General features: G+C 72.2%; 10 protein-coding genes. 1 reads left to right on the forward strand and 9 read right to left on the reverse strand.

Annotation, left to right across the window (positions count from 1 at the left end):
- Positions 1–34 precede the first annotated feature (34 nt).
- Positions 35–2296, forward strand: coding sequence for an N-acetylmuramoyl-L-alanine amidase (locus tag Adu01nite_RS11190; RefSeq protein WP_203726513.1), 2262 nt, complete (start codon positions 35–37; stop codon positions 2294–2296).
- Here Adu01nite_RS11190 and Adu01nite_RS11195 read toward each other — a convergent pair.
- The 9 genes from Adu01nite_RS11195 to Adu01nite_RS11235 form a co-directional block, all read right to left on the reverse strand.
- The gene (locus Adu01nite_RS11195; protein WP_203726514.1) at positions 2284–3498 is read right to left on the reverse strand and encodes a GH39 family glycosyl hydrolase; all 1215 of its coding nucleotides are present in this window, start codon (positions 3496–3498) and stop codon (positions 2284–2286) included. The genes Adu01nite_RS11190 and Adu01nite_RS11195 overlap by 13 nt on opposite strands.
- A complete protein-coding gene (locus Adu01nite_RS11200; protein WP_203726515.1) occupies positions 3482–3709 on the reverse strand; it encodes a hypothetical protein in 228 nt (75 codons plus the stop codon). The genes Adu01nite_RS11195 and Adu01nite_RS11200 overlap by 17 nt, the downstream gene beginning before the upstream one ends.
- On the reverse strand, positions 3706–5478 hold the full coding sequence (locus Adu01nite_RS11205) for a putative glycosyltransferase family protein (protein ID WP_203726516.1): 1773 nt from the start codon (positions 5476–5478) through the stop codon (positions 3706–3708). Before Adu01nite_RS11205 ends, Adu01nite_RS11200 begins: the two co-directional genes overlap by 4 nt.
- The gene (locus Adu01nite_RS11210) at positions 5475–7796 is read right to left on the reverse strand and encodes a hypothetical protein (protein WP_203726517.1); all 2322 of its coding nucleotides are present in this window, start codon (positions 7794–7796) and stop codon (positions 5475–5477) included. The genes Adu01nite_RS11205 and Adu01nite_RS11210 overlap by 4 nt, the downstream gene beginning before the upstream one ends.
- 512 nt (positions 7797–8308) lie before the next feature.
- Complete coding sequence (locus Adu01nite_RS11215) at positions 8309–8446, reverse strand: hypothetical protein (protein ID WP_203726518.1); 138 nt, start codon at positions 8444–8446, stop codon at positions 8309–8311.
- Between the two features lie 354 nt (positions 8447–8800).
- Entirely contained in the window at positions 8801–9517 is a 717-nt protein-coding gene (locus tag Adu01nite_RS11220) for a glycosyltransferase family 2 protein (RefSeq protein ID WP_203726519.1), read from the reverse strand.
- 616 nt (positions 9518–10133) lie between these two features.
- On the reverse strand, positions 10134–12122 hold the full coding sequence (locus Adu01nite_RS11225; protein ID WP_203726520.1) for a response regulator: 1989 nt from the start codon (positions 12120–12122) through the stop codon (positions 10134–10136).
- Positions 12119–13168 (reverse strand): chemotaxis-specific protein-glutamate methyltransferase CheB, encoded by a 1050-nt coding sequence (gene cheB, locus Adu01nite_RS11230; protein ID WP_203726521.1) that lies wholly within the window; start codon positions 13166–13168, stop codon positions 12119–12121. The genes Adu01nite_RS11225 and cheB overlap by 4 nt, the downstream gene beginning before the upstream one ends.
- On the reverse strand, positions 13168–15237 hold the full coding sequence (locus Adu01nite_RS11235) for a hybrid sensor histidine kinase/response regulator (protein ID WP_203726522.1): 2070 nt from the start codon (positions 15235–15237) through the stop codon (positions 13168–13170). Before Adu01nite_RS11235 ends, cheB begins: the two co-directional genes overlap by 1 nt.

The following is a 15237-nucleotide window of genomic DNA, read 5'->3' on the forward strand; positions in this document are numbered from 1 at the left end:
GCGGCTTCCGATCAATGGCTGAGGGGGAAATGTCGTGAATCGTCAGCTGGCGATCGGTATCGGCACGTCGGTGGCGCTTCTGGCCGCGGGCGGAGCCGCCATCGTGGTCGCCTGGCCCGACAACACGACGCCCGCGATCGCCGGCGGCATCACCGCGATGCCGCCGGAGCCGCACCCCGAACCGCCGTCGATCGCGGCGACGCTGAGCACCCTCGACATCGCGCCCGCCGACCTCACCACCGCCGTGCTGGACGTGCCCGAGCGGTCGGCGAAGCCGTTCAGCCTGGTCGGCATCACCTGGACCGATCCGAAGGCGGCGCCGTCCGGGGTCGTCGAGGTGCGCACCCGCAGCCTGACGACCGGCAAGTGGAGCGGCTGGCAGAAGCTGGAAACGGGCGAGGGCGGCGCGGACCCGGGCACCGAGGGAAGCACGCAGGTCCGCGGGGCCACCGAGCCGGTCTGGGTCGGGGCGTCGAACGGCGTGGCCGCCCGGATCCGCCCGTCCGGCGGGAAATCGGCCACCGCACTGCCGGCCGGCCTGCGCCTCGACATGATCGACCCGGGTAAGGCGGGTGGTCGCGGCGGCGGCGAGCCGGACCCGTCCGCGTCGTCGCCTTCCGAGCCTTCGAGTGAGCCGGCCACCACCGATCCGACCTCGGCGCCGACGACCGCGCCGACCACCGAGTCGACCACGACCACGGCCCCGACGACCGCGCCGACCACGACCGCGGCCACCACCACGCCGACCACGGCACCGACCACGATCCTGCCGATGCCCAGCTCCACCGCGCCGATCGTCGCGGCGCTGCCGTCCTATGTGAGCCGGTCCGCCTGGTCCGCCGACGAAACCCTGGTCACCACCACGATCAGCGTCGCCAGTGAGGTGCGGGTCGTGTTCGTGCACCACACCGCGGAGAGCAACAACTACAGCTGCACCGACTCGGCGGCGATCGTCCGGGCGATCCAGAAGTACCACGTGAAGAGCAACGGCTGGTCCGACATCGGCTACAACTTCCTGGTCGACAAGTGCGGCACGCTCTTCGAAGGCCGGCGCGGCGGCGTCACCAAGCCGATCATCGGCGCCCACACCTACGGCTTCAACACCTACTCGGCCGGCATCGCGGTGCTCGGCAACTACAGCACCACCGACTCGCCCGGCCCGGCCGAGAAGACCATCGCCCAGGTCGCGGCGGCCCGGCTCGGCGCGTACCAGTACAACCCGGCCACCACCGGCCAGCTCACCGAGAACGCGCCGGACGGCAAGTTCCCGCAGGGCCAGGTCGTCACGTTCCAGCGGATCTCCGGCCACCGCGACGGCGTCGCCACCGAATGCCCGGGCAACAACCTCTACGCCCGGCTGCCCGCGATCCGCGCCGAGGCGGTCAACGTCGTCTCCGGCCTGACCGCGCAGCCGTTCGGCGGCGGCAGCCTGGTCAGCGGCGTCTACTACGCCCGCGGCACGGTCACCGTGAACTGGTCGGTGAACACCCCGGCCAGCCTGTTGTCCCGCTTCGACCTGCTGCTCGACGGCAAGGTCGCCGGCACCGCCGGGCCGGCCGCCCGCAGCGCCGCGCTGAGTCTGCCGGCCGGGTCGCACACCGTCGCGGTCCGGGCGGTCCAGCTCTACGGCGCGACCGCCACCACCGCCGCGGCCAAGGTGTTCGGCGACGTCACCGCGCCGACCTTCCCGGGTACGCCGGGGGTCGTGCTGCGCGGCGGCACCTACTCGGCCACCTACGCGCCGGTGACCATGACGTTCCGGGCCGCCGACAACGTTCGGGTCGGCTCGCTGGCCGCCACCGCTCCGGCGAAGGCGACCCTGGCCGCCACCGCGACGAGCTGGAACACCGGGGTGCGGCCGTCGGCGGCGACCACGTTCATGGTCACCGCCCGGGACTGGGCCGGCAACGCCCGTACCGCATCGGTGGTTCGCAAGGCCGTGCCGGTCGCCGAGACCGGGGCCAAGCGCGCGGGCACCTGGACGGCTCGCGCCGGGAGTTCGTACCTGAGCGGGAAGGCCCTCGCCGCGACCAAGGCGAACGCCAAACTGACGTACACGTTCACCGGCCGCTCGGCGGCGCTGCTGTTCTCCCAGGGCACCAAGACCGGCAAGGCCGCCGTCTACCTGGACGGCAAGAAGATCGCCACGATCGACACCAAGCGCTCGGCCACCGCCTACCGGCAGGCGCTGTGGGTCCGTTCGCTCACCCCGGGCAAGCACACGGTGGCCGTGGTCGCGCTCGGCACGAGCGGCCGCCCGACGGTGGTCGCCGACGGCCTGGTCTACCTCCCGTAGTAGGTGACCGCGCCGGTGTTCGCGTCGATCGAGACCCCGGTCTCGCCGTCGTCGACCCGGACGGTGTCGCCGGTCCAGGCGGTGGTGATCGGGCGGTGCGCCGCGGCCGCCCGGGCCAGCCACGCGTAGGGCCCGGCCATCGGCAGCGGCGCACCCCCGTCGGCCGCCCGGGTGTCGCTCCACAGCGCCACCGACTCGAAACTGGTGTCCGCCTGCGGCTGCCACAGCAGCACCTTCGCCGCGCCCGCCTCGACCATCCGGGCCACCGCGAGCAGCCCGATCGCGGCCCGCCGGGGCGCCGCCGAGGGCACGCCGTCGTCGTCGACCTCCGGGTAGACCTCGGCCCACCACACCGGCAGCCCGGTGCGTTTGCGCAGCTGGCGGGTGATGTCACCGAACTTCGCGGTAGCCGCCGCGTCGCCACCGGGCAGCTGGTTGTCGCGGGTCGCGTTCGACCCGTCGACCACGATGAAGTCGGCGCCCACCTTGTGCGCCATCCAGTAGTCGATGGCGTCCACGATCCGATGCTCGACCGCGCCCCACGCCCCGCTCAGCGGCGAGTCGTCCGCACCCCAGGAGATCATCACGAGGTACGGCCCACCGATCCGCGCCGCCGGGTTCGCCTTCTTCACCGCGGCATAGACCTTGTTGTACAGCCGGGTGTACGCCTCGATGTCCCAGGTGTTCCGCTCGGTGTCGAAAAACCCCTTCAATTCATTCCAAACAAGGAAATTCTTGACGTACGGGTACCGCGCGGCCACCGCCGCCGCGAGTTCGGCGAAGTCGTCGAAATGCTCCTCGGCCGGCGGCACCTCGATCTTGTCCCAGTCGGTCTGGCCAGGCTCGCCGCCCTTCATCCAGTCCGGCGCGCAGCACAGCGTGATCACCGGATCGTCGGTGGTGCGGCGCAGCAGGTCCATCCGGTGGTCGAGGGTGCTCCAGTCGAAGACCCCGGGCGACGGCTCCGGATTGAGCGCGCCCCAGCCCATGATGTGCTGGTTGCCGGCGAGGGGCGCCGACGTCAGGTAGTCGCGGGCCCGCGCGTCGGCCGCGGAGTCGCCGTCCGCGGTGACCTGGGTGTGGGTGACCCCCAGCACCGGCGGACCGGTGCGTGGCGCCGTCGACGCCGGCACCGAACCGAGCACCACGAACGACAACGCCACCACCACTATCCTGCGGACCCGCTCAGCGGAGCTCGACATACATTCGCAGCACGAGGCAGGTGAGCAGGGCCGCGCTCAGCACGATCAGCCCGATCTTGGAGATCAGGTTGAGCTGGCGGGCCCGGACGCTCGCCGGTGGCGTGTTGCCGGCCGGGTCGGGGTCCATCTCGGCGACGATCCCGCGGCCCAGGGCGACCGCCATCACCAGCACGAACAGGATGCCGGACATGATGTTCAGGGCCGCGATCAATTCGTGGTCGCCTTCCGCACCAGGACGATGCCGTCGCGATTCTGGGTCAGGACCGTGTAGGTGCCGTCGGCGACCAGCGTGGTGACCTCCTGCTGGGCCCAGTCGGCGGGCAGGCCCTCACCGAGCTGACCCCACCGCACCATCGACCTCGTCACGACGATCGTGTTCGCGCTCTGCATGCCGGCGCAGTCGCTGAGCGAGATGTCCTCGCCGCAGACCCCGCCGACCGACGCCCACTGGATCGTGATCACCCGCTCCGGCCGTTCCGGCCCCTGGTCGCGGGCGAACAGCAGGATGCCGTGGGGCGGGGTGGCCGCGATCGCCGCGTCGACGATCTTGACCTCGTCGCCGGAGACGTACGCGAACCCGTCGTTGCCGCCGCGGACCAGCACCAGGCTGCACGCCAGCCCGGCCAGCGCGACGATCGGCACCGCGAACAGCTTCAGGTTCGGCTTCCAGGAGCTGAGCTTGTCGAACAGCTCACCGCCGAGGACCGCGCAGACCGGCATCGAGAACAGCGCCACCCGCAGGAACAGCTCGCCGCCGTAGGCCTGCACGACGGCCGGCGCGGGCGCCGCGATCAGCAGGGCGGGCAGCCAGAACGACTTGCCGGCCTTCCAGATCCGCCAGCCCACCTTGGTGGCCGCCAGCCGGACCAGCAGGCCCAGGCCGCCGAGCATCAGGGTGCCGAGGAAGTAGACGATGCGCAGCTTGCGGACGGCGGCGATGCCCGGGTCGACCGAGACGATCCGGTCGGTCAGGTTGACGCCGACCGACTCGCCGACGTTGCCGAAGTTGTCGGTGAGCAGCCGCAGCGCCTGCCCCGACCAGAACTCGTGCGCGCCGAGCACGAACCAGGTCAGCAGGGAGGCGGCCAGCACGATGATCGCGGTCCACACGCCGCGCACCGCCCGGACCTTGCGCCGGGCGATCAGGATCATCACCAGCTGCGAGCCCAGCATGAACGGGGTCAGCTGGTGGGTCATCACGATCGCGCAGATGAAGACCGACACCAGGATCAGGCTGCCGATGCGTTCTCGGGCCGCCCGCTGCTGCGGCTCGCTCAGCAGCAGCGTGATCACGGCCAGGGACAGCAGGAAGCCGGTCGACTGCGGGGAGAAGTAGTCCTGCTCGATCCAGTTGAGCACGCTCACCAGGGCGGCGGCGTACCAGGCGGCCCGATACGGCGCGTCCAGCGCCCGGGCCAGCCGCCAGACCAGCGCCGCGGTGAGGAACGCGCAGGCCAGCGGCCACCAGTTGGCCACCTGCGCGAGCCGGTGCGCGCCGACCGCGTCGGTGAGCATGCCCCACCAGGAGAAGAAGCCCGGCCAGCTGAACCGCGCGTCGATGTTGCGCGCGCTCTCGCCGTACACCGCATATTGGTCGATGAAGCCGAGGTGCACCCAGGCCGTGCTCGTCCGGGCCCAGCCCTCGACCAGCGGCGGCAGCCCGAACATCTGGAAGATCAGGACGCCGAGCGTGACGCCCAGCTGCTCCCGGGCGAGCCGGTGGTGGATCGCCCAGGCCAGGCCGCCGGCGGTGAGGATCAGGCCGGTCCAGACCGTCCACGGCAGCACCGAGGCCAGACCCCAGCCGGTGGCGTTGCGCGGGTTCGTCATCGCGGCGCCGACGATCCACAGGACGAGGCCGACCACGGTGGTACCGGCGGCGATCAGGGTGTCCCGGTCCCGCCAGGCATGACCGGTGGCGGGCACCGGCGCGGCCGGCGTCGCCGGTGTCTCGCGCAGGGCCGCTGCATAGACGGTCACAGGGCACGGCCTTTCCGGAGAATGTGCGGTACGGCGCCGCCGGCGGCGAGAACCGCCCAGACGGTCACCCAGATCCGCGGGTTCCACGCGTGCGACTGCAGCTGGGTCATCGCCAGGATGATCCCCATCGCGACGCTGAGCGCGACCGAGCCGATGATCTCGACAAGCCGCTCCCGGAACCGGATATAGGCCACCGCCACCCAGCCCGGCACAAACCCGGCGAACAGGACGGTGAACGCCATCCGTCCCGGATAGTGCAGGTCGATCGCGGTGCCGAGGGCAACCACCACCGACCAGACGAGAACCCCGATGGCGATGTTGCGGGTCTGCAGCGCGTGCCGCGGGTTGGGCGGCGGATCGTCGACCACGAGAATGCTGGTCCGAGACGGATCGACCGCCGCGTCGTCAGTCTTGAGAACGGTCGTCTCGTTCGGGTCGACCGCCTTCTTCTTGTCTTTCTTGTCCTTGGTCGCCGGCTTGGCCCACCCGGCGTCCTTCTCACCCGCGTCCGCCCCGGACCCGTCCGGTTCGGCGGTCTTCGTCGCAGGCGCACCGTAGACACCGCCGCCTTCCTGGCCGCCGCCCGACTTCCCGGGCACGGTCGGCACAGCCGGCCGCCCACCCACGACAGGAACAGAGAACCCCGGCTGCGCCGGAGCCCCCTGCGCAGCGGCACCGTGAGGCGGAGCCCCCTGCGCTGCGGCGCCCTGAGGCGATGCACCCTGCGCTGCGGCGCCTTGCGGTGGTGCGCCGTGCGGCGTGGCGTTCTGCGGCGTGGCGTTCTGCGGCGTGGCGTTCTGCGGCGGCGCGCCCTGTCCTGCGGCGCCTTGCGGCGGTGCGCCGTGCGGCGCGGCACCCTGCGGCGGCGCGCCCTGCGCTGCGGCGTTCTGCCGCGGCGCACTTTGCGGCGCTCCTCCGTGCGGAGGTGCTGCCTGGGGCGCGGCGGCCGTCGGCTCGGCGGCCGTCGGCGCTGAACCGCCGTAGACACGGCCGGACGGCTGAGCCGAGACGGGATTGGCCGATGAGGGCTGGCCGGAGGTCGGCTGCGCAGGCTTCGCATCCGGGTTCCTGGGCGCGGCCTGCTCCGGCTCGGCGGATTTCGGCTGAGCCCCGCCGTAGACGCGGCCGGACGGCTGCGAGGAGACCGGATTGGCCGGTGCCGGCTGCGCGGATCGCGGCTCGGCCGCGCCGGCCTGCCCGCCTTCCGGTCCACCGGCCTTGGGCTGCGGCGCGCCGTAGACGTGGCCGCCCGGCTGAGTGGAGACCGGCTTGGCCGGTGCCGGGTAGGCGGATTTCGGCTCGGCCGCGCCGGCCTGCTCAGCTTCCGATCCGCCGGTATTGGGTTGCGGCGCGCCGTAAACGGCGCCGCCAGGCCGCGAGGAAACCGGATTGGCCGGTGCCGGGTAGGCGGATTTCGGCTCGGCCGCGCCGGCCTGCTCGCCTTCCGGTCCACCGGTCTTGGGCTGAGGTGCGCCGTAAACGGCGCCGCCCGGCCGCGCTGACACCGGATTGGCCGGTGCCGGCTGCGCGGATCGCGGCTCGGCCACGCCGGCCTGCCCGGCCTCCGGTCCACCGGTCTTGGGCTGAGACCCGCCGTAAACGCGGCCGCTGGGCTGCGCGGAGACGGGGTTGGCCGACGCCGGCTGGCCGGCAGATGGCTGGCCGGCAGATGGCTGGCCGGATGTCGGCTGGCCGGCTCCCGGCTGACCGTTTGAGGGCTGGCCAGGCGCGGGCCGACCGGCACCTGGCTGGCCGGGTCCTGGCTGGCCGGTTGCAGGCCGGCTGGGGGAGGGCTGGCCGGACGGCGGCTGGCCGTAGAGGGACTGGCCCGTTGAGGGCTGGCCGTTCGGCCCGCCAGGTCCGGGCTGGGCAGGCTTCGGCTCGGCGGTCTGCGGCTGGGTCGCGCCGTAGACGCGGCCGGACACCGGATTCGCCGACGACGGCTGGCCCGACGACGGCTGGCCCGACGACGGCTGGCCCGACGTGGGCTGACCCGGCTTTGGCTGGCCGTTTGAGGGCTGGCCGGATGACGGCTGGGCGGGCCTCGGGTCGGCGTTCTGGGGTCGGCCGTTGGCCGGCTCGTCGGTCTTCGGCTGCGATGCGCCGTAGACCCGGCCGCCCGGCTCGGCGAAGACCGGCGTGGCTTGCGCCTGCGGGCCCGCCTGGGCCTCGGCGCCCTGCTGGCGCCCGCCTTCCGGCCCACCGGTCGCCGGTGACTGCGCGCCGTAGACGCGACCGCCGGGCGTCGCCGCGGCCGGCCGGTCGAGCTGAGGTTGCGGCGGCCGAGCGGCCGCCTGCTTGCCCGGAACGGTCGGCACGGGTCGTCCTGGCACAGCCGGCACGGGTCGTCCCGGCACAGTTGGCACGGGTCGTCCCGGCACAGCCGGCACCGGTCGTCCCTGTTCCGGTCGGCCCGGCCCCGGCGGGCCCGGCTTCGGCCCGGAGTGGGGCGGGCCAGGCTGCGGCGGGCCGGACTGGGACGGGCCGGAGTGAGGCGGGCCGGGCTTGGGCGGGCCGGAATGCGGCGGGCCGGGCTTGGGCGGGCCAGGCTTGGGCTCGGCGGACCTCGCCTCGGGCCCGGCCGGACCGCCCTGCTGCTGGCCGCCCTGCTGGGGGCCGCCCTGCTTCGGGTCGGAGGGCTCGGGAGACTCCGGGGGCGTCGACGGGCCGGACGAGCCGTAGACCCGGCCCGCCGGACGATTGTCAGCGCCCACGGCGCACCGCCTTTTCGAGCCGGGACACCATCGCCGGGTAGGCGTCCTCACTGTAACAACGGCGGTGCTTCACGAGGTGATAACTCCTGTCGAGCGGATCGGCGGGCGGACGCAGGTCAGGTGGCGTACTCCATCCGGCGGAACATGGTCTCGGACCTCTTGCGGCAGTCCCGGCGCTCGCGCATGATCGTCCCTGCCGCGTTGTCGCGACCCGGCAATTCTGCCGGGCTGCACAGGAACGCACGCAGCGACATAGGTGCAGCCTTGGTCGACGGTCGGCAGCGCTGAACGACCGCATCGGTCCGGCGAATTTACCGCTTCGGCCAACCGCCCCCGGAACCGGCACTGAATGCCCGGCCCCGCCGGGATCGTCCGGTTGGCGGATTCGCCGCTGGTCAGCCGCATTTTCGGCGAAACGGCAAAACCCGACAAAAGCCTCTTAGCGTACGCCGTGACCGGCACCCTACTAAGCGGCGATCCGGCCACTGACGGCCAGGATCCTTCCGTATCGGACAAGTGTTAAATCCTCGTGGCGGTGGGCGGCCGGAACGCTGCAGGAAAAGGCCGCCCGGCGAACGAACCGGGCGGCCTCGGGATTGCTCGCAGCGTTACGCGGCCGTCGTGGTCTGGCCGGCCGGGACCTCGGCGGGAGCGCCGAAGCCGAACCGCTCACGCATGATCGTGCGGACCACGCGGAAACCGTCACGGAAGGTCAGCAGGTTGCTCTGCCCGTACATCCGGCGGAACTCGAAGCTGTAGACCTCGTCGATGCGGACCTTCGCCTTGGCGACCCGGGTGTTGATCAGGGTCTCGATCTCGAAGCCGTCGCCCCAGCGCGGCTGGGTGGTGTCGGCGTGGTCGGGCAGGGCGAAGATCTCCACGCAGTCCTTGCGGAAGGCGTTGTAGCCGTAGCAGAGGTCGGAGAAGCTCGTCCGGAACAGCACGTTGGTCATGAAGTTCAGACCCCAGTTGCCGACCTTGCGCAGCGCGGTGATGTCGTCGCTGCCGCCGCCCTCGGCGAACCGGCTGCCCTTGGCGTAGGCCGCGCCGGCGTCCAGGGCCGCGGTGAAGCGGGGGATCTCGCGCGGGTCCATCGACCCGTCCGCGTCGATCATGACGATGTAGTCACCGGTGCAGGCGGCGAAACCGGCCGCGAGGGCATTGCCCTTGCCCTTTCGTGCCTGCTTGACGATCTTGATGCCGGGCCAGTTCGCCTGGGCGACCGCCACCGTGTCGTCGACCGAGTTGCCGTCGACGAGGATGACCTCATCGATGTCTTTCGGCATGTGACCCAGAACGTGCGGAAGATTCCGAGCTTCGTTCATGGCCGGTATCACGACGCTGACCCGCGGGCGACGCTCGTCGCCGGAACGGGCCGGCACTCGCGGCACGGTGAGTTCCGTGGATCGTTCGCTGCCAAGGATGTCGTCGACGGACACGCAGGCTCCAGGATCGTGGGGGTCACTGAGTCTTTAGCCGCGGGTTAAATCCGTGGCTGCGGACTCGGCAATCCTGCACGTTTCTTGAGAAGAAACTAGGGCGACGTCAGTTTTGTGTTGCACGACGGTCGGCAGCTGTTTCCGGCCGTCCGGGCGGTGCGAATTTACCTGAACGGTCAGCTGGCTTCGCACCCGGGGGTGGCCGACCGGCGAGGTTCAACACGCTATTAGGCCCAAGCGCCACAGGTCAACCCGGGTATCTCAGCAATCCGATATGACGGATAAACCTGGCAATACGGTCAACGCGAGAGGGTTTCATCGATTCGGACATACCCGGATCAAGGCCAATTTTGCCATCAGATAATGATCATCTGTGCTTCCCTGATAAATGCTCCGGGGCGGCTTTGTTAATTTCTCGTGGCTTCCGCGGTATCGAGCACGCGTGATTCCGCGGGTCGGAAGCTTTGATTCGATTAATGTAACCTTAAACTTTGCTGAATCGTTATCCGTGTCGGCGTGGTTGCGCTCTGCGGTCGTTTCCGACCGAAATTGCCGGCGGCAGGGTGAACCAGAAGGTCGCGCCCCGGCCGTCTTCCCCCTCGGCCCAGATCTCGCCGCCGTGACGCTCCACCGCTCTATGCACGGTGGTCAATCCGATCCCATGTCCTGGGAAGTCCTCGGCTTTGTGCAGGCGGGCGAACGGGTGGAACAGCTCGCCGGCCTTCCCGGCCGGGAAGCCGGCGCCGTTGTCGCGCACGAAGAACCCCTCCGGCGCCAGGCCGACCTCGATGGCCGGCTCCGGGATCTTGCCGGTGAACTTCACCGCGTTGTTGATCAGGTTTTCCAGGATCACCCGCACCAGGCCCTCGTCGCCGTCCGCGGTCATCCCCTCGTGCACCCGGAAGGCCACCTGGCGACCGGGGTAGCGCGCCTCCACGTCCCCGATCACCTGCCAGGTCGTCGTGGTCAGGTCGAACTCGGCCCGGCGCAACTGCCCCCGGCTGGCCCGGGCCAGGATCAGCAGCGACTCCACCAGGTCGGCCATCCGGGTCGCGGCGGCCTGGATCCGGCCCAGCCGGCGCCGCGCCTCCGGGCTCAGCGGGTCGTCCTCGTCGTCCAGCATGTGCTCGGCGAAGCTGCTGATCACCTGCAGCGGGCCGCGCAGGTCGTGCGAGACCGACCCGGAGAACGCCTCCAGCTCCCGGTTGCGCCACTCCAGCTCCTCGACCAGCGAGGCCCGGGTCTCGGCGAGCTGCCGCGCCGAGCGCTCCTCGGCCGCGTCCAACTCGCGGCGCATCAGCTCCTCGCGGATCCGCCGGCTCTCGTCGTGCGACTGCTTGCGGCGGATCTGCGTACGCACATGGGCGCGCAGCGCCTCCGCCCCGGCCCCCGAGCGCACGTAGTCGTCGGCGCCGGCGGCCAGGCAGGCGAGCATGTCGTCGTCGTTCTCGCCGGTCATCACGATCGGCGTCTCGCCGATCACCGGCACTTCCTTGATCCGCCGGCAGGCGTCGCGGCCGAGATCGCCACCGAGGCCGAGGCCGAGCACGATGCAGTCGACCGGCCGGGCGGCGAGCAGGTCGAGGGCGTCCTCGGTCTCGGCCACCGGGACCACGTCGTACCCGTCGGCGCGCAGCGCTCCGGCCAGGTCGGCCAGCCGGTCCCGGTCCGGGGTGAGGGCGAGCACCTTGCTCGGGCCGTGCAGGCTGCCGGTCACCTCGATCGGCAGCTGCTCCGAGCTCTGCCGCAGCACCGCGTTCAGCTTGGCCGGCACGATCGCCAGGTTCTGCTGCTTGCGGACGAACGCGTCGGCGCCGGCATCGAGCATCTGCAGCTCGGTGGCGTAGTCCTCGGCCGCGGTCATCAGGATGCACGGGATGTCGCGCAGCGCCGGGTCGAGCCGCACCCGGCGGATCACGGTGGCGCCGTCGATGCCCGGCATCACCCCGTCCACGATGATCGCCTGCGGGCGGCGGTCGGCCGCGGTGCGTAGGCCCTCCTCGCCGCTCGGCGCGGTCAGCACCGTGTAGCCCTCGGCCTCGAGAAGCTCCCGCAGCTGCTCCCGGAAGGTCATGCTGTCGTCGATCACCAGGACGGTGGTACGGTCGCCGCCGCCGGTGGGCCCGTCGCCGAGCAGCTGCCGCACCCGGGCCACCACGTAACCGGCGTCGTACGGCTTGCCCACGTACTCGTCGGCGCCGATCCGCAGGCCGGCCAGCCGGTCGGCCACCTCGTCCTCGCTGGAGAGCAGCACCGTGACCACCCGGTCGTGACCGGCCGTGCCGCGCAGCTCGCGCAGCAGCTCCAGGCCGTCCGCGTCGGGCAGCAGCACGTCCAGCACGGCGGCGTCGAAGCCGTTGGCGGCGAACGCCTGCCGGGCCTCGGCGCCGGTCGCGCAGAGGATGGTGGTGAAGCCGTCGGCGGTGAACGTGTCGTGCAGGTCCATCCGTACGGTCAGGCTGTCGTCGACGATGAGCACCCGGAAGCTCATGGGCGACTCCCGGCCGGGAGAAGCTCGGCCAGCCGGGCGGCGATCCGGGCCGGCGGCAGCACGTAGGCGGCGGCCCCGAGCAGCGCGGCCTCGCGCGGCATCCCGTACACCACGCAGCTCGCCTCGTCCTGGGCGAACGTGACCGCGCCGTGCGAGCGCATCCGCAGCAACCCCTCGGCGCCGTCCCGGCCCATCCCGGTCAGCAGGCAACCGGCCGCCTTCTCGCCGCACTCGGTGGCCACCGACTCGAACAGCACGTCCACCGACGGCCGGCAGGAGTGCCGGGCCGGGGCGTCGCTGAGCCGCAGCACGCCGTCGCGGACCAGCAGGTGCTTGTCGGGCGGGGCCAGCACCACCCGGCCGGTCAGCGACTCGATCGGCGTCCAGTCCCGGGCGTAGGTGACGTTGCGGCCGGTCTGCCCGCCGAGCCAGTCGGAGAACGCCACCGCGAACGGCTCGCTGGCCGCGATGTGCTGCACGCACAGCACCGGCGGGCGGAAGCCGGTCGGCAGCGAGCGCAGCAGGTCGGTGAGCGCGCGCGGCCCGCCGGTGGACGCGCCCACCGCGACCAGCCGCAGCGAGTCCCGGGGCTGGGTGGTCACCGGCAGCGGGTCGGGCCGGCGGCCGTCCAGCCGGGCCCGCGGGTGGGTGATCACCCGGATCCGGGAGACCAGGCGGACGGCCGAGCGCAGCCGCCGCCCCCAGTCGGCGTCGGTCGCGTCGCCGCGCGGCTTCTCCAGCACGTCCACCGCGCCGGCGGCGAGCGCGTTGTAGGTGCTGAACAGCTCCTGCCGGTCGGCCGAGGAGACCACCAGGATCGGGGTGGGGTGCTCGGCCATGATGTGCTCGGTGGCGGCCAGGCCGCTCATCGTCGGCAGCATCATGTCCATCGTCACCACGTCCGGCCGCAGCCTTCCGACCAGCTCGACCGCCTGCGCGCCGTCGGTGGCTTCACCGACAACATGTAGGTCAGGGTCGGCGGCGAGCGACTCGCGCAGGTGCCCGCGCATCGTCGCGGAGTCCTCCACCAGCAGCACGCGGATCATCAGAGGATCAGCCTCCGGATGTGGGCCAGCAATTCCTCCTGGTTGAACTCGCCCTTGATGACGTAGGCGGAGGCGCCGACCTCCTCGCCGTGCCGGCGGTCCTCGGCCGAGGCCCGCGAGCTGACCAGGATGGCCGGGATGTGGCCGAGCAGCGGATCGGCCCGGGTGGTGGCCACGAAGCCGAAGCCGTCCATGCCGGGCATGTCGATGTCGGTGAGGAACAGCCCGTAGTCGCGTTGGTGCGCGGCCTCCAGGCCCTCCTCGGCCGAGGCGGCCAGGTCCACCTCGTAGCCGGCCGACTCGAGGATGCTGCGTTCCAGCATCCGGGTGGTCAGCGAGTCGTCGACGACCAGGATCGGGCGGCGTTTCTTGCCCGGCTCGACCGGCTTGGGGGAGACCGCGAGGGCCCGGTGCGCCTCGGCGACCAGGCCGTGCGCGTCCAGGACGAGCCGCGGATTGCCGTCCAGGTCGATCGCGACGCCGCCGATCACCGGGGCGGCCGGGGCCAGGTCGGGCAGCGGCCGGGCGACCAGGGTGGTGGTGCCGGCCAGCCGGTCCACGCCGACCGCGACGGTGTCGTCGTCGGCGGTCAGCACCACCGCCACCGCCGAGCCGGTGCGCTCCTCGGCGGCCGGTTCGCGCGGGGAGAGGGTGCGGGCCAGCGGCAGGAACGGCACCACCTGGCCGTCGTGCGCCAGCCGCCGACTCGCGATGGCGGTGGCGGCGTCGGCGGCGGGCAGCCGGACGCAACGCCGGATCGCGTCCAGCGGCATCGTCACGATCGTGCCGCCGGCCTCGACGATCAGGCCGTTCATGCTGAGCAGGGTCAGCGGCAGCGAGATCTCCACGGTGGCGCCCTGGCCGGGCCGGTTGGTGATGTTGACCGCGCCGCCCAGTTGCAGGGCCACGTCGCGGGCCACGTCCATGCCGATGCCCCGGCCGGCCACCTCGGTCACCGCGCCCGACGTGCTGATCCCGCCGTGCAGGACCAGGTCGATCAGTTCCTGCGGGCCGGGCTCGCGACCGGGCGGGAGCAGGCCGCGGGCCTTGGCCACCCGGCGCAGCGCCGACAGGTCGAAGCCGCTGCCATCGTCCGTACACCGGAAATAGACCCACCGGCCGCGCCGCTCGACGTCGACGGTGACCGATCCCTCGGCCGGTTTTCCCGCCGCCAGGCGGTCCGCCTCCGGCTCGATGCCGTGCACCACCGCGTTCCGCACGACGTGCAGGAACGCGCCGTTGACCTGGTTGAGGACGTTCGGGCCCATCCGGGTGTCGGCGCCGTGCGCGGCGAACCGCACCCGCTTGCCCTCCGCCTCGGCGGCGTCGTGCACCGCCCGGTGCAGCGCCGTGAAGATGGTGCCGGCGGCGACCAGCCGTAGCCCCTCGGCCCGGCCGCGCACCTCGTCGAGTTCCCGTTCCACCTGGTCGACCGCGTCGGTGAGGCGGCGGCCGAGGGCACCCATCTCGCCGGCCAGCCGCTGCACCGCGGACCGGGCGACGGTGTCGCCGGCCGACCGGCCGACCCGCAGCCGGTCGCCGAGCGCCTCCACGCCGCGGTGCAGCCGGGCGAGGGTGCGGCTGCCGTCGCGCAGCGGCGCGATCCGGGCGCTCGCCTCGCCGATCGCGTCGAGCAACTCGTCCAGGTCGGCGGTGGCCGCGCGGGGAGCCGGCTCTTCGTCGTCGGCGTGCAGGCCCGGCGGCGCGCCCTCTACCTGCGGCGCGTCCGCCGCCGCTGCCGCCGGGGCCGGTTGTTCCAGCTCCACGACGTGCCGGGCGATCTCGTCGTTGAGCCGCAGCAGCTCGCGCATCTCGTCGGCCGGCATCCGGGTGACCGCCTCGCCCCGGTGCGGGACCAGCACGTCCTCGAACTCGTGCGCCCGGTCGGCGATGTCGGTCTGCTTGACCACCCGGGCGGCGCCCTTGAGCGTGTGCGCGTAGCGCAGCAGCCGCGCGATCAGGTCCGGTCCGGGCTCCTGGTCCAGGTCGAGGACGGCGGCGCTGATCTGGTCGACCAGTTCCCGGGCCTCGATCCGGAAATAGCGCAGCGGGTCGCGGGCGTCGGCCAT

Origin of the sequence: Paractinoplanes durhamensis, assembly GCF_016862175.1 — a bacterium.
GTDB classification, from domain to species: Bacteria; Actinomycetota; Actinomycetes; order Mycobacteriales; family Micromonosporaceae; genus Actinoplanes; species Actinoplanes durhamensis.

Bases quoted from the DNA above. Each gene is read 5' to 3' on its own strand.
- Adu01nite_RS11195 (WP_203726514.1), bottom strand. From the start codon at position 3,498: ATGTCGAGCTCCGCTGAGCGGGTCCGCAGGATAGTGGTGGTGGCGTTG.
- Adu01nite_RS11215 (WP_203726518.1), bottom strand. From the start codon at position 8,446: ATGTCGCTGCGTGCGTTCCTGTGCAGCCCGGCAGAATTGCCGGGTCGC.
- Adu01nite_RS11220 (WP_203726519.1), bottom strand. From the start codon at position 9,517: ATGAACGAAGCTCGGAATCTTCCGCACGTTCTGGGTCACATGCCGAAA.
- Adu01nite_RS11225 (WP_203726520.1), bottom strand. From the start codon at position 12,122: ATGAGCTTCCGGGTGCTCATCGTCGACGACAGCCTGACCGTACGGATG.
- cheB (WP_203726521.1), bottom strand. From the start codon at position 13,168: ATGATCCGCGTGCTGCTGGTGGAGGACTCCGCGACGATGCGCGGGCAC.
- Adu01nite_RS11235 (WP_203726522.1), bottom strand. From the start codon at position 15,237: ATGGCCGACGCCCGCGACCCGCTGCGCTATTTCCGGATCGAGGCCCGG.